This window comes from Wenjunlia tyrosinilytica (assembly GCF_014646055.1).
Classification (GTDB): domain Bacteria; phylum Actinomycetota; class Actinomycetes; order Streptomycetales; family Streptomycetaceae; genus Wenjunlia; species Wenjunlia tyrosinilytica.
The window spans coordinates 45525-64396 of the sequence record NZ_BMMS01000001.1 but is presented as its reverse complement, the minus strand read 5'-3'; the positions used below and the strand labels follow the sequence as shown (position 1 = coordinate 64396).

General features: G+C 70.9%; 13 protein-coding genes and 1 pseudogene. 8 read left to right on the top strand and 6 right to left on the bottom strand.

Annotated features, from left to right (window positions below; translation table 11 throughout):
• Nucleotides 1-27 precede the first annotated feature (27 nt).
• The 7 genes from IEY86_RS00255 (at nucleotide 28) to IEY86_RS00225 (ending at nucleotide 9838) form a co-directional block, all read left to right on the top strand.
• Nucleotides 28-1620 (top strand): MFS transporter, encoded by a 1593-nt coding sequence (locus tag IEY86_RS00255; protein WP_189129373.1) that lies wholly within the window; start codon nucleotides 28-30, stop codon nucleotides 1618-1620.
• 27 nt (nucleotides 1621-1647) lie between these two features.
• Nucleotides 1648-2679 (top strand): ACP S-malonyltransferase, encoded by a 1032-nt coding sequence (fabD, locus tag IEY86_RS00250; protein WP_229698046.1) that lies wholly within the window; start codon nucleotides 1648-1650, stop codon nucleotides 2677-2679.
• A gap of 231 nt (nucleotides 2680-2910) precedes the next feature.
• The gene (locus IEY86_RS00245) at nucleotides 2911-4470 is read left to right on the top strand and encodes an acyl-CoA carboxylase subunit beta (RefSeq protein WP_189129708.1); all 1560 of its coding nucleotides are present in this window, start codon (nucleotides 2911-2913) and stop codon (nucleotides 4468-4470) included.
• Nucleotides 4470-4682, top strand: coding sequence for an acyl-CoA carboxylase subunit epsilon (locus IEY86_RS37960; protein WP_373286927.1), 213 nt, complete (start codon nucleotides 4470-4472; stop codon nucleotides 4680-4682). The genes IEY86_RS00245 and IEY86_RS37960 overlap by 1 nt, the downstream gene beginning before the upstream one ends.
• Before the next feature lie 2 nt (nucleotides 4683-4684).
• On the top strand, nucleotides 4685-5263 hold the full coding sequence (locus tag IEY86_RS00235; protein ID WP_189129371.1) for a DUF2867 domain-containing protein: 579 nt from the start codon (nucleotides 4685-4687) through the stop codon (nucleotides 5261-5263).
• A 127-nt stretch (nucleotides 5264-5390) separates the two neighbouring features.
• A complete protein-coding gene (gene glnA2 / locus IEY86_RS00230; RefSeq protein WP_189129370.1) occupies nucleotides 5391-6752 on the top strand; it encodes a gamma-glutamylpolyamine synthetase GlnA2 in 1362 nt (453 codons plus the stop codon).
• Between the two features lie 80 nt (nucleotides 6753-6832).
• Nucleotides 6833-9838 carry a bifunctional [glutamine synthetase] adenylyltransferase/[glutamine synthetase]-adenylyl-L-tyrosine phosphorylase gene (locus tag IEY86_RS00225; RefSeq protein ID WP_189129369.1) on the top strand — a complete coding sequence of 1002 codons (3006 nt, stop codon included), beginning with the start codon at nucleotides 6833-6835 and terminating at the stop codon, nucleotides 9836-9838.
• Here the strand turns inward: IEY86_RS00225 and IEY86_RS00220 are convergent.
• From IEY86_RS00220 to IEY86_RS00195, 6 genes are all read right to left on the bottom strand, one after another.
• Nucleotides 9814-10887, bottom strand: coding sequence for a phosphatase PAP2 family protein (locus IEY86_RS00220; protein ID WP_189129368.1), 1074 nt, complete (start codon nucleotides 10885-10887; stop codon nucleotides 9814-9816). The two genes, IEY86_RS00225 and IEY86_RS00220, sit on opposite strands and share 25 nt — an antisense overlap.
• A gap of 194 nt (nucleotides 10888-11081) precedes the next feature.
• On the bottom strand, nucleotides 11082-12113 hold the full coding sequence (locus IEY86_RS00215) for a LacI family DNA-binding transcriptional regulator (protein ID WP_189129367.1): 1032 nt from the start codon (nucleotides 12111-12113) through the stop codon (nucleotides 11082-11084).
• A 25-nt stretch (nucleotides 12114-12138) separates the two neighbouring features.
• Complete coding sequence (locus IEY86_RS00210; protein ID WP_189129366.1) at nucleotides 12139-13749, bottom strand: glycoside hydrolase family 13 protein; 1611 nt, start codon at nucleotides 13747-13749, stop codon at nucleotides 12139-12141.
• Nucleotides 13750-13834: 85 nt separating this feature from the next.
• A complete protein-coding gene (locus IEY86_RS00205; RefSeq protein ID WP_189129365.1) occupies nucleotides 13835-14743 on the bottom strand; it encodes a sugar ABC transporter permease in 909 nt (302 codons plus the stop codon).
• Nucleotides 14743-15747 carry a carbohydrate ABC transporter permease gene (locus IEY86_RS00200; protein WP_189129364.1) on the bottom strand — a complete coding sequence of 335 codons (1005 nt, stop codon included), beginning with the start codon at nucleotides 15745-15747 and terminating at the stop codon, nucleotides 14743-14745. Before IEY86_RS00200 ends, IEY86_RS00205 begins: the two co-directional genes overlap by 1 nt.
• A gap of 136 nt (nucleotides 15748-15883) precedes the next feature.
• Nucleotides 15884-17179 carry an extracellular solute-binding protein gene (locus IEY86_RS00195; protein WP_189129363.1) on the bottom strand — a complete coding sequence of 432 codons (1296 nt, stop codon included), beginning with the start codon at nucleotides 17177-17179 and terminating at the stop codon, nucleotides 15884-15886.
• Between the two features lie 271 nt (nucleotides 17180-17450).
• Here IEY86_RS00195 and IEY86_RS00190 point away from each other — a divergent pair.
• Nucleotides 17451-18854, top strand: a pseudogene (locus IEY86_RS00190) (alpha-amylase); the annotation flags it as partial.
• Between the last annotated feature and the right edge of the window lie 18 nt (nucleotides 18855-18872).

Sequence of the window (18872 nt, the reverse complement as noted above, 5' to 3'; positions counted from 1 at the left end):
CCTCACCCAAGGGAGTTGAGTCCACCCATGTCAACGATCAACGCGCCGAGCACCACGGGCCGGGCCGGGAAACCCGGTCTGACCATGCTGGCCGCCCTGCTCGGCCTGTTCATCGCCCTGCTCGACGTCACGGTCGTCACCGTCGCCCTGCCGACGATGGGGACCGACCTGGACGCCTCGTTCAGCGACCTCGAGTGGGTGGCCAACGCCTACATGCTGGCCCTGGCGGTGTTCATCGTCACGGCCGGGCGCCTCGGCGACATCTTCGGCAAGCGCCGCATCTACACCATCGGTGTGACGATCTTCCTCGTCGGCTCGCTCGCGTGCGGCGCCGCCGGGAAGTTCTCCCTCTTCGGGTGGTCGCACATCGCGATGGTGCACGCGGGCCGTGTCGTCCAGGGCGTCGGCGGCGCGGTGATCCTGCCGCTCACCCTCGCCATCGTCTACTCGGCGTTCGAGGGAAGGACGCGCACCCTCGGCATCATGCTGTGGGGCGCGGTCGGCGGTCTCGCCACGGCCCTCGGCCCGCTGGTCGGCGGTCTGCTCGTCGACAACGCGGGCTGGGAATGGATCTTCCTGGTCAACCTGCCCATCGGCATCATCGTCATCGCCGCAGCCCTGGCGGGCATGGGTGACGGGGACCGGGCCGCCGTCCCCGCCTCGGGCCGCCGGCCGCTCGACCTGCCCGGCCTGCTGACCGTCAGCGGCTCCCTGCTCTGCCTCAACCTCGCCCTCATCAACGGAGCGGGCTGGGGCTGGACGTCGGGCCGTGAGCTCGCCCTGTTCGCCGGGTCCGCCGTCCTGCTCGGCGCATTCCTGGCCGTGGAGTCGCGCTCCAGCGCGCCCATCATGGACCTGAGCTGGTTCCGGCGGCCGTCCTTCGGCGGCAGCGTCATGGCCGGATTCCTGCTGGGCGCGGGGATGTTCTCCGCGCTGTTCTACGTCTCGATCTATCTCCAGAACGGCCTCGGCATGTCCGCCCTGGACACCGGCCTGCGCCTGCTGCCGATGACGTTGATGCTCATGCTGGGCGCTCCCATGGGCGGCCGCCTCGCCGCCAAGGTCGGCGCCCGCAACGCGCTGGTGGCGGCCTTCGTCCTCATGGCGATCGGCATAGCGCTGTTCACCCTGATCGACCCGGACGGCGACAAGGGCTCCTGGACGCTGCTGCTTCCGGGCATGCTCCTGACCGGTCTGACGATGGGCATCGTGATGCCCATCTCCTCCGAGCTGACCGTCGCCGCCGGCCCGCAGGACCAGGTCGGCGTCGCCGCCAGCGCGGGCACCATGTTCCGCCAGGTCGGCAACGCCGTCGGCATCGCGGTCATGGGCGCCCTGATGAGCTCGAAGACCGACGCCGCCGCGGAGGCCGCGGTGCGGATGAAGAAGGCGGGCACCCTCACGCCCGACGCCCTGGCCGCGCTGAAGCAGACCGCCGTCACCGAGGGCATGAAGAACGGCTCCTGGTACGCCGCCGCCGTCACGCTGGCCGCCGCCGCCCTCGTCCTGTTCTTCGTCCGGGACCTCAAGCCCGCGGCCGGGGCCGGCGACGCGATCGACGTACCCGCGTCGCCGTCCTCGCTCCGCCCGGCGCACGACCTCGACCGACCGACCGTCTGACCCGGCACCACAGGGGGCTGTTCCGCGATGGACACGACCGCGATCGACAGGACCGCGATGGACAGGACCGCGATGGACAGGACCGCGTTCCTCTTCCCGGGCCAGGGCTCGCAGCGCGTGGGCATGGGCCTGCACCTGCTCCAGGAGCGGCCCGACCTGCTCGACCTGTACTACCGCCCGGCCGATGAGATCCTCTCCCTCCCGCTGTCCACGCTGTGCTGGGAGGGACCCGTCGAGGCCCTGCGCGACACCGCGGTCACCCAGCCGGCCGTCTTCCTCACCAGCCTGGCGACGCTGGAGGTGCTGCGCGGACGGGGCGCCGCGCCCGACGTCGTCGCCGGTCACAGCCTCGGCGAGTACACGGCGCTGGTCGCCGCGGACGTGCTCGACTGGACCGACGCCCTGCGCCTGGTGCGCCGCCGGGGAGAGCTGATGTCGGCGGTCAACGAGTCCGTGCCCGGCAGCATGGCCGCGGTGATCGGCCTCGACCTCGCCACGGTCGAGGAGATCTGCGCCGAGGTCACGCGGGAGTGCGGGCAGGTCGTCGAGGTCGCCAACGACAACGAGCCCGCCCAGGCCGTCGTCTCGGGGCAGGCCGGGGCGGTGGCCCGGGTGCGGGAGGAGGCCGAGCGGCGCGGGGCGACCAAGGCGGTCGCGCTCGATGTCGGGGCCCCGTTCCACTGCAGTCTGATGGCCGGGATCGAGAAGGAGTTCGCCGAGGAGCTGTCCCGGGTCACCTTCCGCGACCCGCGGGTGCCGTTCGTCTCCGGCGTCACCGCGGACCGCGTCACCACCGCCGGGGAGGCCGTGGACTGCCTGCGGCGCCAACTGGCCGGGCGGGTGCGGTGGACCGGGACGGTGCGGCGCGTGGCCGCCGAGGGCGTCGGCAGGTTCGTGGAGGTGGGCCCGGGGCGTGTGCTGGGCGGCCTGTGCCGCCGCATCACCCCGGAGGTCCCGGTGCGGGCCACCAACGACGAACGCCGGCTGGCCCAGGTCCTCGAGGACTTCGACGGCCCGGCGTCCGACGAGAACCGCGGTCGGGCCGGGACGGCCGCCTGACGGCCGACACCGCCGGCCGGGATGAACGGCCGCGCGGCCCGGCCCACCCGTCGGTTCGATCGACGAGCTTCCGATGACCCGACCGACTCAGCCATGAGGAGTGTGGACATGCGTACAGCCGACCAGCCCGCCTCGCAGGCGCCGGAGCCTGCGGCGACGGGACGTGCTCCCAAGAGCTTCATCCCCGAGCAGCGCTCGTCCTCGTCGTCCCCGGCCCCGGGCCCCGGCCCCATGACGGACACGGGCCCGCCCGACCGGCTCGCCGAACTCGCCGAGCTCAAGGAGTCGGTCCGGCTCGGACCCGACCCGGCGGCCACCGAGCGCCAGCACGCCAAGGGCAAGCTCACCGCTCATGAGCGGATCGAACTCCTGCTGGACGAGGGCTCGTTCAGCGAGATCGAGGCGCTGCGGCGGCACCGCGCCACCGGCTTCGGCCTGGAGCGGCGGCGGCCGCACTCCGACGGTGTGATCACCGGCTGGGGCACGGTCCACGGCCGTACCGTCTTCGTCTACGCGCACGACTTCCGGATCTTCGGTGGCGCGCTCGGCGAGGCCCACGCCGCGAAGATCCACAAGGTGATGGACCTGGCCCGGGCGACCGGGGCGCCGCTGGTGAGCCTCAACGACGGCGCGGGCGCCCGTATCCAGGAAGGTGTGACCGCGCTCGCCGGGTACGGCGGCATCTTCCAGCGCAACACCGCGGCCTCCGGGGTCGTCCCGCAGATCAGCGTGATGCTCGGCCCCTGCGCGGGAGGGGCCGCCTACTCACCCGCCCTGACCGACTTCGTCTTCATGGTCCGGGAGACCTCGCAGATGTTCATCACCGGGCCCGACGTCGTGCAGGCGGTCACCGGTGAGAAGGTCTCGCAGAACGGGCTCGGCGGTGCCGACGTCCACGCGGGCACCTCCGGCGTGGCGGCGTTCGCCTACGACGACGAGGCCGAGTGCCTGGAGGAGGTGCGCTACCTGCTCTCGCTCCTGCCGTCGAACAACCGCGAGCTGGCCCCGGTGACCCCGGCCACCGACCCGGCGGACCGCACCACCGAGGCGCTGGCCGACATCGTCCCCGCCGACGCCAACCGCTCCTACGACGTGCGCGCCGTCATCGAGGAGGTCTTCGACGACGGCGAGTACCTGGAGATCCAGGAGCGCTGGGCACCCAACGTCGTATGCGCCCTGGCCAGGCTCGACGGCCATGTCGTCGGCATCGTGGCCAACAACCCCGGCGCCGTCGCCGGAGTGCTGGACATCCACGCCTCGGAGAAGGCGGCGCGGTTCGTGCAGTTCTGCGACTCGTTCAACATCCCGCTGGTGACGCTGGTGGACGTGCCCGGCTTCCTGCCCGGTGTCGACCAGGAGCACGGCGGCATCATCCGCCACGGCGCCAAGCTGCTCTACGCCTACTGCAACGCCACCGTCCCCAGGGTCCAGCTGATCATGCGCAAGGCGTACGGCGGCGCCTACATCGTGATGGACTCGCGCTCCATCGGCGCGGACATCTCGCTCGCCTGGCCGAGCAACGAGATCGCCGTGATGGGCGCCGAGGGCGCCGCCAATGTGATCTTCCGCAGGGAGATCGCCGCCGCCGACGACCCGGACGCGGTGCGCGAGCAGAAGATCAAGGAGTACCGCACCGAGCTGATGCACCCGTACTACGCGGCCGAGCGCGGACTCGTGGACGACGTCATCGATCCCGCCGAGACACGATCCGCGCTGATCAGGTCCCTGGCCATGCTGCGGGACAAGCACGCGGACCTGCCGTCCCGCAAGCACGGAAACCCCCCGGTGTGATGGCGGAACCAGAGGATTCGGGCACACTGCGAGTGGTGCGCGGTATCCCCGACACGGTGGACCTCGCGGCGATCACGGCGGTCCTGTACGCCGTGGCCCGGCGGGGGACGGGCGGTGCGGGCGCCCCGACGAGCCCGCCGAGGGCCGGATGGAGCAGGGCGCACCGCGCCCCGCACTGCCCGGCCGGTTCCTGGAGGTCCGGAGGATCATGACCGTGACGCAGAACGTGTCCCACCTGCGCAGGGCGCTGCTCGGCGGCGCACCGGCCCGTACGGCGGTGGCCCGGACGGACACCAAGCCGGTGACCGCGGACACGGTGCTCACCCTCGGCGGCTGCGATCACATCGACGCGGTGGCGGTGGACGTGGTACCGGGGACCAACGCGATCGACTTCACCGCCGCCATGCTGGGCTCGCCGCCGCGCTGGCTGCGCGGCCTGCTCTGCGTGCGCGACACCCTGGTGGCCCCGTTCGGCCTCAAGGGCAGCACGGCTGGCGAGGTGCGCATCGAGGAGGGCCGGCAGGTCGGCCCGCTGCACTTGTACTCCGTCTCGCAGAAGCAGGTGGTGGCGGGAAAGGACGACAAGCACCTGAGCTACCGCACGACCTTTGTGGTGCGTGAGGGCGCGGACGGCCCCGAGGGGGTCTGCACCACCGTGGTCCGCTACCACCGCACGGCCGGCCGGGTGTACTTCCGGGTGATCGAGCCGTTCCACAATGTGATCATGCTGGGCCTCGTGCGCCGCGCCGCCGCCCCGCCGAACGCCGACCGGGGCACGGGCCGCAGCCGCTGACCGGCCCGCGCGCGCGGGCCCCCGGGGTCACCCGTTGTCCCCTGCACGGGACCGTGGTCCATGATGGGGCCGAGGGGCGTCCGCGGGACGTAACACGCGCGAAAAGAACAGAGGTGAGACTGTGCCCATGGACAAGCAGCAGGAGTTCGTGCTCCGCACGCTGGAGGAGCGGGACATCCGGTTCGTGCGGCTGTGGTTCACCGACGTTCTCGGATTCTTGAAGTCGGTCGCCGTGGCCCCCGCGGAGCTGGAGCAGGCCTTCGACGAGGGCATCGGCTTCGACGGCTCGGCCATCGAGGGCTTCGCCCGCGTCTACGAGTCGGACATGCTTGCCAAGCCCGACCCGTCCACGTTCCAGATACTGCCGTGGCGCGCCGAGTCGCCGGGGACCGCCCGGATGTTCTGCGACATCCTCATGCCGGACGGCTCCCCGTCGTACGCCGACCCCCGCCACGTGCTCAAGCGCATCCTCGCCAAGACCTCCGACCTGGGGTTCACCTTCTACACCCACCCCGAGATCGAGTTCTTCCTCCTCAAGAGCAAGCCGACGGACGGCTCCACGCCGATCCCGGCCGACTCCTCGGGCTACTTCGACCACACTCCGCAGCCGGTCGGCCAGGACTTCCGCCGCCAGGCGATCACCATGCTGGAGTCGATGGGCATCTCGGTGGAGTTCAGCCACCACGAGGGCGCTCCCGGGCAGCAGGAGATCGACCTGCGCTACGCCGACGCCCTGTCCACGGCGGACAACATCATGACGTTCCGCCTGGTCATGAAGGAGGTCGCGCTCGAGCAGGGCGTGCAGGCCACCTTCATGCCGAAGCCCTTCTCGGAGTATCCGGGCTCGGGCATGCACACCCACCTGTCCCTGTTCGAGGGCGACCGCAACGCCTTCTACGAGTCCGGGGCGGAGTACCAGCTGTCCAAGGTCGGCCGCTCCTTCATCGCCGGCCTGCTCAAGCACGCCGCCGAGATCTGCGCGGTCACCAACCAGTGGGTCAACTCCTACAAGCGGATCTGGGGCGGCTCCCAGCGCACCGCCGGCGCCGGCGGCGAGGCCCCCTCCTACATCTGCTGGGGCCACAACAACCGCTCCGCGCTGGTGCGGGTGCCCATGTACAAGCCCGGCAAGACCGGTTCCTCCCGGGTCGAGGTCCGCTCCCTCGACACCGGCTGCAACCCCTACCTGGCCTACGCCGTCCTGCTGTCGGCGGGCCTGAAGGGCATCGAGCAGGGATACGAGCTCCCACCGGGCGCGGACGACGACGTGTGGGCGCTCACGGACTCCGAGCGGCGCGCGCTGGGCATCGAGCCGCTGCCGCAGAACCTCGGCGAGGCCATCGATCTGATGCAGCGAAGCGAGCTCGTCGCCGAGACGCTCGGCGAGCACGTCTTCGACTTCTTCCTGCGCAACAAGAAACAGGAGTGGGAGGAGTACCGCTCCGAGGTCACCCCGTTCGAGCTGCGCAAGAACCTGCCGGTCCTATAGCCGCTCACGCGCCGGACGAGGGGATTACGCTCGTCCTCGGCCCGTGACCGCGGGCCGAGGACGAGAGGGTCGATCGAGGCATGGGTGCACCCGAGGGCCGAAGGAGCAGTCCCCACTTGCGTCTGCTGCGCCACGGGTTCACCGACCCGCAGACAGCCGCCCGGCTGCTGGAGACCCCGGGCCTCGCGCCGGTGCGCTCCGATCCGGTGCTCCTCGATTCGCTGGGGGACACCGCGGACCCCGATCTGGCCCTGCTGAGCCTGTCCCGCCTGGTCGACGCCCTCACTCCTTCGGAACGACAGGCGCTGCTGGGCACCCTCACCGCCTCCAAGCCGCTGCGCGACCGGCTGCTCGGAGTGCTCGGCGCCTCGGCGGCGCTCGGCACCCATCTCGCCCGCCATCCGGGTGACTGGCACGCGCTGGTGACGTACGAGGTCACCGATATGCACCCGGGCGTCGAGGAGTTCCAGCGCTCCCTCTACCAGGGGGTCTTCGACGAACGCGACCGCGGTCTGAGCCGGCCGGACGCGCTGCGGGTCGCCTACCGCCGATGCCTGCTCGCCATCGCCGCACGGGACGTCTGCGGGACCACGGACGTGGCCCAGACCGCCGCCGAGCTGGCCGACCTGTCCGCCGCCACCTTGTGCGCCGCGCTCGACATCGCCGCCGAGGAGGTCCCCGACGACGCCCGCGCCTGCCGGATCGCCGTGATCGGCATGGGCAAGGCGGGCGGCCACGAGCTGAACTACGTCTCCGACGTGGACGTCGTCTTCGTCGCCGAGCCGCGCGGCACCGTGCCCGAGTCGGCCGCGCTCCAGGCCGCCACCCGGCTCGCCGCCCGGATGATCCGCGTGTGCTCCGACACCACCTCCGAGGGCACCATCTGGCCCGTGGACGCCAATCTGCGCCCGGAGGGCAAGCACGGCCCCCTGGTGCGGACCCTGTCCAGCCACGTCGCCTACTACCGCCGCTGGGCCAAGACCTGGGAGTTCCAGGCCCTGCTCAAGGCCCGCCCGATAGCCGGTGACGAAGCACTCGGCGCCCAGTACATGGAGGCCGTCACCCCCATGGTCTGGTCCGCCTCCGAGCGGGAGAACTTCGTCTCCGACGTCCAGCAGATGCGCCGCCGCGTCGTGGACAACATCCCGGCGGCCCAGATCGACCGCGAGCTCAAACTGGGGCCCGGAGGGCTGCGGGACGTCGAGTTCGCCGTGCAGATGCTCCAGCTCGTGCACGGCCGCTCCGACGAGAGCCTGCGCAGCGGGACCACCCTGACCGCGCTCAAGGCCCTGTCCGAGGGCGGGTACGTCGGCCGGGCCGACGCCGCCGCCCTCGAGGCCGCCTACCGGTTCCTGCGCCGCATGGAGCACCGGATCCAGCTCCACCGGCTGCGAAGGACCCATCTGGTGCCCGACAACGAGGACGACCTGCGCAGGCTCGGCCGCTCCCTCGGCATGCGCACCGAGCCCGTCACCGAGCTCAACCGGGAGTGGAGGCGGCACGCCATGGAGGTGCGCCGACTGCACGAGAAGCTGTTCTACCGGCCGCTCCTGGACGCCGTGGCCCAGCTGGCACCCGGGGAGATCGGCCTGTCCCCGAAGGCCGCCCGCACCCGGCTGGAGGCGCTGGGCTACCGGGACCCGGCCGCGGCGCTGCGCCACCTCGAAGCGCTCGCCTCCGGGGTGAGCCGGACGGCGGCGATCCAGCGCACCCTGCTGCCGGTGCTCCTGGGCTGGTTCGCGGACTCCGCCGACCCGGACGCGGGCCTCCTGGGCTTTCGCAGGGTCTCCGAGGCCCTGGGCCGCACCCCGTGGTATCTCAGGCTCCTGCGCGACGAGGGCGCCGCGGCGGAGAACCTGGCCAGGGTGCTGTCCTCCGGCCGTCTCGCCCCCGACCTGCTGATGCGCGCGCCCGAGGCGGTGGCCCTGCTCGGCGACCCCGAGGGCCTCCAGCCCCGCGGCAGGGCGGCGCTGGAGGCCGAGGTCATGGCCGCCGTGGGCCGCGCCGGCACACCCGAGCAGGCCGTGGCGGCGGCCCGCGGGGTGCGCCGCAGGGAGCTGTTCCGCACGACGGCCGCGGATGTCATCGGCACGTTCGACGGGGACGTCGGCGTTCCCGGCCGGGCCGTGTCCGACATCAACGCGGCCACCATCGCCGGGGCCCTGCGCGCGGCCATAAACGCCGAGCAGGCCCAGTCCGGCGAGCCCCTGCCCACCCGGCTGGCCGTGATCGGGATGGGCCGCTTCGGCGGCGATGAGCTGGGCTACGGCTCGGACGCCGATGTGCTGTTCGTGCACGAGCCGGCGGAGGGCGCCGACGAGGCCAAGGCCGCCACCGTCGCCGGGCGGCTGGCCAATGAGCTGCGCAGACTGCTCCAGGTCCCCACCAGCGATCCCCCGTTGCTGATCGACGCGGACCTGCGGCCCGAGGGCCGCCAGGGGCCGCTGGTGCGCACTCTGGGCAGCTACGCGGCCTACTACCGGCGCTGGTCGCACGTCTGGGAGAGCCAGGCGCTGCTGAGGGCCGCGCCGGTCGCCGGGGACGCCGATCTGGGCCGCCGGTTCATCGAGACGGTGGACCCGCTGCGCTATCCGTCCGAGGGGCTGAGCGAGGACGCCGTCCGCGAGATCCGGCGGCTCAAGGCCCGGATGGAGAACGAGCGGCTGCCGCGCGGCAGCGACCCGACGACCCACACCAAGCTGGGCCGCGGCGGCCTGTCGGACGTGGAGTGGACGGTGCAGCTCATCCAGCTCACCTACGCGCACTCCGTGCCCGGGCTGCGCACGACCGGGACCCGCGAGGCGCTGGCCGCCGCCCGGGAGACCGATCTGATCGACCCGATGGACGCCCGGATCCTGGAGAACGCGTGGGTGCTGGCGACGCGGGTGCGCAACGCCGTCATGCTGGTGCGCGGCCGCCCCGGTGACACCTTCCCCGCCGATCCGAGGGAGCTGGCGGGGGTGGCCAGGTACCTCGGCTACGAGCCGGGGCACCTGGGGGAGCTGATCGAGGACTACCGGCGCACGACCCGCAGGGCGCGGGCCGTGGTGGACCGGATCTTCTACAACTGGACGCCGGAGGGCTGAAGCTCGTCGGCGTCGGGCGCCGACCGTGCGGCGCCTGCCCCGAGGGAGGTCCGCCGCGCGGCGGGCTCCGCTCCGACCGGCTCCTCCACGGGCTCCTCGGATGCCGGCCCCCCGGCCGGCTCCTCGCGTACCGGGTCCGGGGCGGGCGGCACCGCCGCGGCGGGCCTGGCCAGCGGCATGCGCGGGAAGCGGTGCGGCCAGCGGCCGTGCACGGCGTAGGCGATCCCGGATCCGGCGGCCAGGCAGATCAGGCCGCCTATGGCGTCCATCCAGAAGTGGTTGGCGGTCGCGACGATCACGACGAGCGTGGCGACCGGGTACAGCGCTCCGAGCACCTTCACCCAACGGCGCCCGGCCAGCACCACCAGGGTGATCCCGCACCAGGTCGACCAGCCGATGTGCATCGAGGGCATGGCCGCGAACTGGTTGGAGACGTTCGCCAGGTCACCCGAGGCCATCGACCCCCAGGTGTGGTGCACGACGACCGTGTCGATGAAGCCTCCGCCGTTCATCAGGCGCGGCGGGGCCAGGGGGTAGAGGTAGTACCCGAGCAGTGCGATGCCGGTGGTGGCGAACAGCACCGTGCGGGCCGGTGAGTAGCGCCCGGGATGGGAGCGGAACAGCCACACCAGAACGCCGATGGTGACGATGAAGTGGAGTGTGGCGTAGTAGTAGTTCATCCCGACGATCAGCCAGGCCGCCGAGTCGACCACGTGGTTGGCCCAGTGCTCGAGGCCGAGTCCCATGGACCGCTCGAGGTCCCAGATCTGGTCGGCGTGGTGCATCGCCGAGGCCTTCTGCTCCGGTACGGCGTTGCGCACGAGCGAGTAGACCCAGTACGCGACACCGATGAGAAGGACCTCGAACCAGAGCTTCGGTCTGCCCGGGAAACGCAGCCCGTTGCGCAGCCCCACCAGGGCGGCTCGAGGGGTGCGGTCGCCGGCCGCCGGTGTGCCCGCGGTGCCGCCGTCCGAGTGGACGGAGCCCACCGGGCGCTCGGACGAACAGGCCTCGTGGCCGTCATCGGTGTCAGCAGTCGGTGCCCCCATGGGGGGACAGTCTGCCAGACGGGCCCACTGCCCCCGATCGTCCGTGGGTCGGGTCTTGGGCATCCGCGATCCGCCTTCTGGTTGACTTCCCTGTCGGTCGCCCCTAAGGCTTCGCCCTCCTCCGGGCCTCCATTCGAGTGCGGCCCTTCACCCAATGAGTGGGGCCCTTCACCCAATATAGGAGGGTTCGGGCATTACGCTCCCGGATGATTTCTTGGAGCGGAAGCCGTTGAACCGCGAACGACAAGCTCCGGCAGGAAGACGAATTCGCTGTGCGGGGCCGGGGTGCCGCCGATCTCCTCCAGCAGAGCCCGAACCGCCGCCTGCCCCATCGCCGTCACCGGCTGCCTGATCGTGGTCAGCGGAGGATCGGTGAACGCGATCAGCGGGGAGTCGTCGAAGCCGACCACCGAGACGTCCTCGGGCACCGAGAGCCCCTGCTGGCGCGCGGCCCTGATCGCGCCCAGCGCCATCATGTCGCTGGCGCACACCACCGCCGTGCAGCCGTCGCCGAGCAGGGCCGTCGCCGCGGCCTGCCCGCCCTCGAGGCCGTAGAGGGAGTGGCGGATCAGCTTCTCCGCGTCGTCCGGGGCCGTGCCCAGCACATCGCCCATGGCCCGGACGAAGCCCTCGATCTTGCGCAGCACCGGGACAAAGCGCTTCGGCCCCACGGCGAGCCCGATCCGCTCATGCCCCAGTGCCGCCAAATGGGTGACGGCCAGATGGACCGCCGCCCGGTCGTCCGGAGAGACGAACGGGGCGGCGACCTTGTCCGTGAAGCCATTGATCAGCACAAAGGGCACACCCTGGCCGATGAGCCGGTCGTAGCGCTCCATGTCCGCGGTGGTGTCCGCGTGCAGGCCGGACAGGAAGACGATCCCCGCCACCCCCCGCTCGACCAGCATCTCGGTGAGCTGGTCCTCGGTCGAACCGCCCGCCGTCTGCGTGCACAGCACCGGCGTGTACCCCTGGCGGGTGAGCGCCTGGCCGATCACCTGGGCGAAGAGCGGGAAGATCGGGTTCTCCAGCTCCGGAATGACCAGCCCCACCAGACCCGCGCTGCGCTGCCTCAGCCGCACGGGCCGTTCGTAGCCCAGCAGGTCCAGCGCGGTCAGCACGGACTGACGGGTGGCCGCGGAGACCCCCGGCCTGCCGTTGAGCACGCGACTGACCGTTGCCTCGCTGACCCCCGCCTGGGCTGCGATGTCTGCGAGCCTCGCGGTCATACCGTGGGACTGTACCGGTCGCATCTCAGACAGCCCACCAGACGCAGGAGTCGGCCGGCAGCCGCACCTTGCCACCGGTGAACTCCACCGCGGCCGTGGAGACCACGGGCCTTCCGGGAACGGGGAGTTCGGCCACGTCGGCGGTGGTGTTCGCGGTGCACACGAAGCCCGGCCGGGCCAGCGCCAGCACACCCGCCGGAGCGTCCAGCCACGTCATCGTGCCGTCCCCGAGGCCCGGCAGCTCGTGGCGCAAACGCAGCGCCGCGCGGTACAGCTCCAGCGTGGAGCGCGGATCGCCGTCCTGCGCCTCGACCGACAGCTCCCGCCACTCGCTCGGCTGCGGCAGCCAGCTCGGCCCCGATCCGAAGCCGTAGGGGGCCCGCTCGCCCGACCACGGCAGCGGCACCCGGCAGCCGTCGCGCAGGCCCTCCTGCCCGTTGGCCCGGAAGAACGACGGGTCCTGGCGCACCTCGTCCGGCAGGTCGAGCACCTCGGGCAGCCCCAGTTCCTCGCCCTGGTACACATACGCCGACCCCGGCAGGGCCAGCATCAGCAGCGAGGCCGCCCGTGCGCGCCGCAGCCCGGCCTGCCCGCCGCCGTACCGCGTCACATGGCGCTGCACGTCGTGGTTGGACAGCACCCAGGTGCAGGGGGCGCCGACCGAGCCCGCCGTCGCCAGGGACTCGTCGATCACGGCCCGCAGCGCCTCGGCGTCCCACTCGGCGGTCAGGTAGTGGAAGTTGAAGGCCTGGTGGAGCTCGTCGGGGCGCACGTACAGGGCGAGGCGCCCCGGGTCCGGGGTCCACGCCTCGGCGACGGCCACGCGCTCACCCGCGTAGGAGTCGATCAGGCGGCGCCAGGACCGGTGGATCCCATGGACCCCGTCCTGGTCGAAGAAGGGCAGCCGCTGGGAGCCGATCATCGTCGCCTGCTCGCTCTGCCCGATGTCCGGAAGACCGGGCGCCTTGACCATGCCGTGCGCCACGTCGACGCGGAAGCCGTCGACGCCCAGGTCCAGCCAGAACCGCAGGATCGACTCGAACTCCGCCCGGACCTCCTCGTTCTCCCAGTTCAGGTCGGGCTGCCGGGAGTCGAACAGGTGCAGATACCAGTCACCGTCCTCCAGCCGGGTCCACGCCGGGCCGCCGAAGACCGACTCCCAGTCGTTGGGCGGCAGATGACCGCCCTCGCCCCGGCCGGGACGGAAGTGGTAGCGGGTACGGGCGGCCGAGCCCGGCCGCGCCGCCAGCGCCTCCTGGAACCACGCATGCTCGTCCGAGGTGTGGTTCGGCACCACGTCCACGATCACCCGCAGACCGTGCCGGTGCGCGTCCCGCACCAGGTCGTCGGCGTCGGACAGATCACCGAACAGCGGGTCCACGGCCCGGTAGTCGGCCACGTCGTAGCCCGCGTCCGCCTGCGGCGACGCATAGAACGGGGTCAGCCACAGCGCGTCCACACCGAGGCCGGCCAGGTAGGGGAGCCTGCTGCGGATGCCCGGGAGGTCACCGATGCCGTCGCCGTTCGAATCCGCGAACGACCGTACGTACACCTGGTAGATGACGGCGCTGCGCCACCACCCTCCGGTGCCCTCCGCGGCCTTGTCGTGGAGGGAGCGGGCGAGGTCCTGGGTCATGTGCTTCCTTCGGTGTGCCGGGTGCCCATTGCAAAATCAACACTGACGAGATCAACGCTGTGCGAGCGCGGTGGGTGACGTGCGATCAGCCCTTGGTGCCGCCCGACGTCAGCCCGGAGACCAGGTGCTTCTGCGCGAAGAAGAAGACGAACCCCGCGGGAACGGTGATCAGCACCGAGGCCGCCATCAGGAACCCCCAGTCCGCGCGGTGCTCGGCGACGAAGCTCTGCAGGCCCACCGCCAGGGTGTACTTGCTCTCGCTCTGCATGAACTGCGAGGCGAACGCCACCTCTCCCCACGCCGTGAGGAACGAGTAGAAGGCGGTCACCGCGAGCCCCGGGCGGGCCAGCGGCATCATCAGCCGCCAGAACGTGCCGAACGGGGTCAGGCCGTCGATCCGCCCGGCCTCGTCGATCTCGCCGGGGATGGTGTCGAAGTACCCCTTCATCATCCACGCGCAGAACGGCACCGCGGACGAGCAGTACGCCAGGATCAGACCGCCGTAGGTGTCGATCAGCTTCAGCGTGCTGAGGATGTTGTACATGGCGACGATCAGCACCGCGCCGGGGAACATCTGCGTGATCAGGAAGGTCCACATCAGCGCCCGGTTCCCGGGAAAGCGCAGCCGGGAGATGGCGTACCCGGCGCCGGCGGAGATCAGCACGCCGATGACCGTGGTGCCGCCCGCGATGAGCACCGAGTTGCCGAACCAGGTCGGGAACTCGGTGTCGGTCAGCACATGGTCGAAGTTGGACAGGCCCAGGCCGCCGGACAGGTCCAGCGGGTCCTGCCAGCCGTTGCCCGGTTTGAGCGCGATGAACGCCATCCACACGATCGGGAAGAGCGCGATCACGGTGGCGGCCAGGAGGGTCAGATGCAGCCCCGCCGAGGCGCCGGGGCCGCGCTCGCCGCGGCGGCGGACGCGGACGGCCCGCCGCTGCCCGGCGGCGCTGTGCTGGACCGCGGTGGCGGGGACGGTGGTGTCAGCGGCCATCAGCGGGTCGCCTCCTGGCGGTTGAGCATCCGGCGGTAGAAGGTCGCGAAGACCAGGAGCATGGAGAGGATGATCACGCCGTACGTGGCGGCTCCCGCGTAGTCGCGTACTCCCTGGAACGCGAGCTGGTACGCGTAGGTGGCCAGGATCTGCACGTCGGCGCCCGCGTTGGGGCCGATCACCAGGTAGATGATCGGGAACATGTTGAAGGTCCAGATGGTGCCCAGCAGGATCACCGTGGAGCTGACCGGGCGCAGACCCGGCAGCGTCACATGGCGGAACCGCTGCCAGGGCGAGGCGCCGTCCATCTCGGCCGCCTCGTACAGTTCCGAGGATATCGACTGCAGGCCCCCGAGCAGGGCGACCATCATGAACGGCACGCCCAGCCAGACATTGACCATGACCACGGAGACCTTCTGCATGAGCGGGTCGCCGAGCCAGTCCACCGCGCCGAGGCCGAGCTTGCCGAGCACGATGTTGAACAGTCCGCTGTCACCGGTGTTGAACATCAGCCGCCAGGCGAAGGCGGCGACGAACGCGGGCACCGCCCACGGCAGGATCAGCAGCACCCGGTACACCGACCGGAACCGCATTTTGCGGTTGAGCAGGACCGCGAGGCCCAGGCCGACGGTGTAGTGGAAGAACACGCAGGAGGCGGTCCACAGGAACGTCCACCACAGGCGCGGGTAGAAGTTGCCCTCCTTGCCCGACAGGACGTTCCAGAAGTTGTCGACCCCGACGAACTTGTAGGTCGCCGGGATGTGGTTCTCCCCGATGGTGCGCCCGATGTTCGCCTCGGTGGCGTCGGTGAAGGAGAGGTAGACGCCCCGCAGGAGGGGGTAGCCGACCAGCACGCCGAGCACGAGGACGACCGGCAGCACCATCGCCCAGGCGTACCAGTGGGTGTCCCAGGAGCGCTTGACGCGGGTCGGCAGCCCGACGCGCGGGCGGCCGTCCTCGCTCTTCGGGCCGCCGTCGGCGGGCCCTGCGGTGGCTGTGGTCATCGGTTCCGGCTCTCTGCGGGGGCTGGCTGTGTCGGTGGGAAGTGCGGGGCAGCTGTGTCGGGTGGGGAAGGTGGTGCCTAATGGGGGAGCTGTGCCGACCGGCCCGGCCGGTGCGGCGGCCGGGCCGGAGGGCGGACTACGGGGTGGAGAAGTCCTTGAGGAACTTCTGCTTCCACGCCTTGGCGGTCTTGTCCACACCGTCCTTGGCGGACTGGCCGCCGAGCAGGACCTTGCCGTAGTTGGCGGCGAAGTCCGCGAACAGGTCGCCGCCCTGGGGCAGCTGCGGGCGCGGCTTGGCGCTGGCCAGGATCTCCTTGAACGCCTTGACCGTCGGGTCCTTGGTCACCTCGGCGGTGTAGGCGGACTCACGGGTCGGCAGGGTCTGCACCTTGGTGGAGACGTACGCCTGGCTCTCGGCCGAGGTCATGAACTTCACGAACAGATAAGAGGCGTCCCGGTGCGCGGAGCCCGCGTAGACGGCGAGGCTGTGGCCGCCGGTCGGGGCGCCGGCCTTGCCGGTGCTGCCGGCCGGGACGGTGGCGATACCGAGGTTGGACTTGTCGTCCTTGAACGCCTTGCCCTTGAAGTCGTCGGCCAGCGACCACGGGCCGTTGACGATCATGGCGACCTTGCCGGCGCCGAAGTCGGCCTGCATGTTGTTGTAGCCGTTGGTCAGGTCCGGCTTGACCGCGGCGCCCGAGGCGATCAGGCCGCGGGCGGTCTCGACGGCCTTGACGCCCTCGGGGGAGTTGACGGTGATCTTCTTGCCGGGCACGTCGACCAGGTCGGTGCCCTCGCCGTACAGGAACGGCCAGGCGAAGTAGGCGTCGGGGTTGACGTAGGTGCCCATGGCGCCGGTCTTCTTCTTGACCTTCAGGCTCGCGGCCTTCAGCTCGTCCCAGGTGGTGGGGGGCTTGGCGACGCCCGCCTGCTTGAGGAGCTTCTTGTTGTAGAGCAGCGCGAGGGTGTCGGTGACCTCGGGGACGCCGTAGGTGGCGCCCTTGTACTGGCCGCCGGCCTTCGGGCCGGGCAGGAAGTCGTCCGTGCTGTCGACGGCGGCGGTGCCGTCGAGCTTCTGCAGATAGCCCAGCGCCGCGAAGCCCGGGGTCCAGCCCACCTCGGAGCGCAGCACGTCGGGGGCGCCCTTGCCACCGGAGGCAGCGGTCTTGAACTTGTTCTGCGCCTGGTCGAAGGGCACGTTGACGTAGTCGACCTCGATCTTGGGGTACTTCTTCTCGAACCGGGCCACCAGCTCCTTGTAGACCGGAGCCTCGGTGGTGGAGTTCGAGGTGTCCCACCAGGTGATGGAGCCGGAGACGTCTCCGGGCTTCTTGGCGGCGTCGCCGCCGCTGTCTCCACCATCGCTGCCGCAGGCGGTCGCCCCGAGGGCCAGGGCCGCGACCGCAGCCGCGATCGATATGCCACGTCGCATATGAGAACTCCTAGATGAGGGTGGCCCGACGCCGGGCTGCGCAGGAACGTAACAGCGCTTGCCGTCCTTGCGAAAGAGTTTGCAAGCGGTTCGCCTGCGGGATTTCCGAATCGTGACCTCTGTGTGAACACGGTCACGTGGGAGTGACCGGGGCTTCACCTGCCGTATGCCTTGACGGCCGCCTGGCGGCCCCCTACGTTCCCTCGCTCAGAAGGATTCAACGATGTTTCAGAAAACTTGCTGCAAGAATCCTCAAAACTTGTGAGGCAACGTGGCCCGCAGACCCGTCGCCGTGCCGCTCGCGCTGATCCTGGGCGCGGCCGTCGGCTTCGCCGTACCACCGTCGCAGGCGCAGGCGGCACCGCCGGGCGCCAAGGACGTCACCGCCACCCTCTTCGAGTGGCGGTTCGACTCGGTGGCCAGGGAGTGCACCACCGCCCTCGGCCCCCTCGGATACGGGTACGTCGAGGTCTCCCCGCCCCAGGAGCATGTCCAGGGGCCGCAGTGGTGGACCTCGTACCAGTCGGTGAGCTACCGGATCGCCGGCCGGCTCGGCGACCGCAGGTCGTTCGAGAACATGGTCGACACCTGCCACGCGGCGGGCGTCAAGGTCGTCGCCGACGCCGTCGTCAACCACATGGCGGCCGGCTCCGGCATCGGCACCGGGGGCTCGTCGTACACCAAGTACGACTACCCCGGCCACTACCAGGTCCAGGACTTCCACTGGTGCCGGTCCTGGGTCAGCGACTACCAGGACCGCGGCGACGTGCAGAACTGCGAGCTGGTCGGGCTGCCGGATCTCTACACCGGCAGTGACTACGTGCGCGGGAAGATCGCCGGGTACCTCAATGACCTGATCGCCCTCGGCGTGGACGGCTTCCGCATCGACGCCGCCAAGCACATCGCCGCGGCCGACCTCGCGGCGATCAAGGCGAAGACCTCCGACCCGGGCAGGTTCTGGGTGCAGGAGGTGATCCAGGGCGACGGCGAGGCGGTGCAGCCGGGGGAGTACACCGGCAACGGGGACGTCGACGAGTTCCGCTACGGCCGGGATCTGAAGCGGATGTTCCTCAATGAGAAGTTGTCGTACCTGGACAACTACGGCGAGCCCTGGGGCTACCTGTCGAGCGCGAGGGCCCGGACCTTCGTCGACAACTGGGACACCGAGCGCAACGGCTCCACGCTCAGCTACAAGGACAACGCCGACTACACCCTCGCCAACGTCTTCATGCTGGCCCACCCCTACGGCTCGCCGAACGTCCACTCCGGCTACGAGTTCTCCGACCACGACGCCGGGCCGCCGAACGGCGGGACGGTCAACGCGTGCTTCAGCGACGGCTGGAAGTGCCAGCACAAGTGGCGCCAGATCGCCAACATGGTCCGCTTCCGCAACACCGCCGCGGGCACGGGCGTGACCAACTGGTGGTCCAACGGCAATGACGCCATCGCGTTCGGCCGGGGCGGCAAGGCGTACGTGGCCATCAACCACGAGGGCGGACCGATCACCCGGACCTTCCAGACCTCCCTGCCCGCCGGGACCTACTGCGATGTGCAGCACGGCGACCCCGTCACCGGCGGCGGCTGCACCGGTACCACCTACTCCGTCGGCGCGGACGGCGCGTTCACCGCGACCATCGGCTCCAACGACGCCGTCGCGCTCCACGTCGGAGCCAAGAGATGAAGGAGACCCCCG

Bases quoted from the DNA above. Each gene is read 5' to 3' on its own strand.
- IEY86_RS00255 (WP_189129373.1), top strand. From the start codon at position 28: ATGTCAACGATCAACGCGCCGAGCACCACGGGCCGGGCCGGGAAACCC.
- fabD (WP_229698046.1), top strand. From the start codon at position 1,648: ATGGACACGACCGCGATCGACAGGACCGCGATGGACAGGACCGCGATG.
- IEY86_RS00245 (WP_189129708.1), top strand. From the start codon at position 2,911: ATGACGGACACGGGCCCGCCCGACCGGCTCGCCGAACTCGCCGAGCTC.
- IEY86_RS37960 (WP_373286927.1), top strand. From the start codon at position 4,470: ATGGCGGAACCAGAGGATTCGGGCACACTGCGAGTGGTGCGCGGTATC.
- glnA2 (WP_189129370.1), top strand. From the start codon at position 5,391: ATGGACAAGCAGCAGGAGTTCGTGCTCCGCACGCTGGAGGAGCGGGAC.
- IEY86_RS00225 (WP_189129369.1), top strand. From the start codon at position 6,833: ATGGGTGCACCCGAGGGCCGAAGGAGCAGTCCCCACTTGCGTCTGCTG.
- IEY86_RS00220 (WP_189129368.1), bottom strand. From the start codon at position 10,887: ATGGGGGCACCGACTGCTGACACCGATGACGGCCACGAGGCCTGTTCG.
- IEY86_RS00215 (WP_189129367.1), bottom strand. From the start codon at position 12,113: ATGACCGCGAGGCTCGCAGACATCGCAGCCCAGGCGGGGGTCAGCGAG.
- IEY86_RS00210 (WP_189129366.1), bottom strand. From the start codon at position 13,749: ATGACCCAGGACCTCGCCCGCTCCCTCCACGACAAGGCCGCGGAGGGC.
- IEY86_RS00205 (WP_189129365.1), bottom strand. From the start codon at position 14,743: ATGGCCGCTGACACCACCGTCCCCGCCACCGCGGTCCAGCACAGCGCC.
- IEY86_RS00200 (WP_189129364.1), bottom strand. From the start codon at position 15,747: ATGACCACAGCCACCGCAGGGCCCGCCGACGGCGGCCCGAAGAGCGAG.
- IEY86_RS00195 (WP_189129363.1), bottom strand. From the start codon at position 17,179: ATGCGACGTGGCATATCGATCGCGGCTGCGGTCGCGGCCCTGGCCCTC.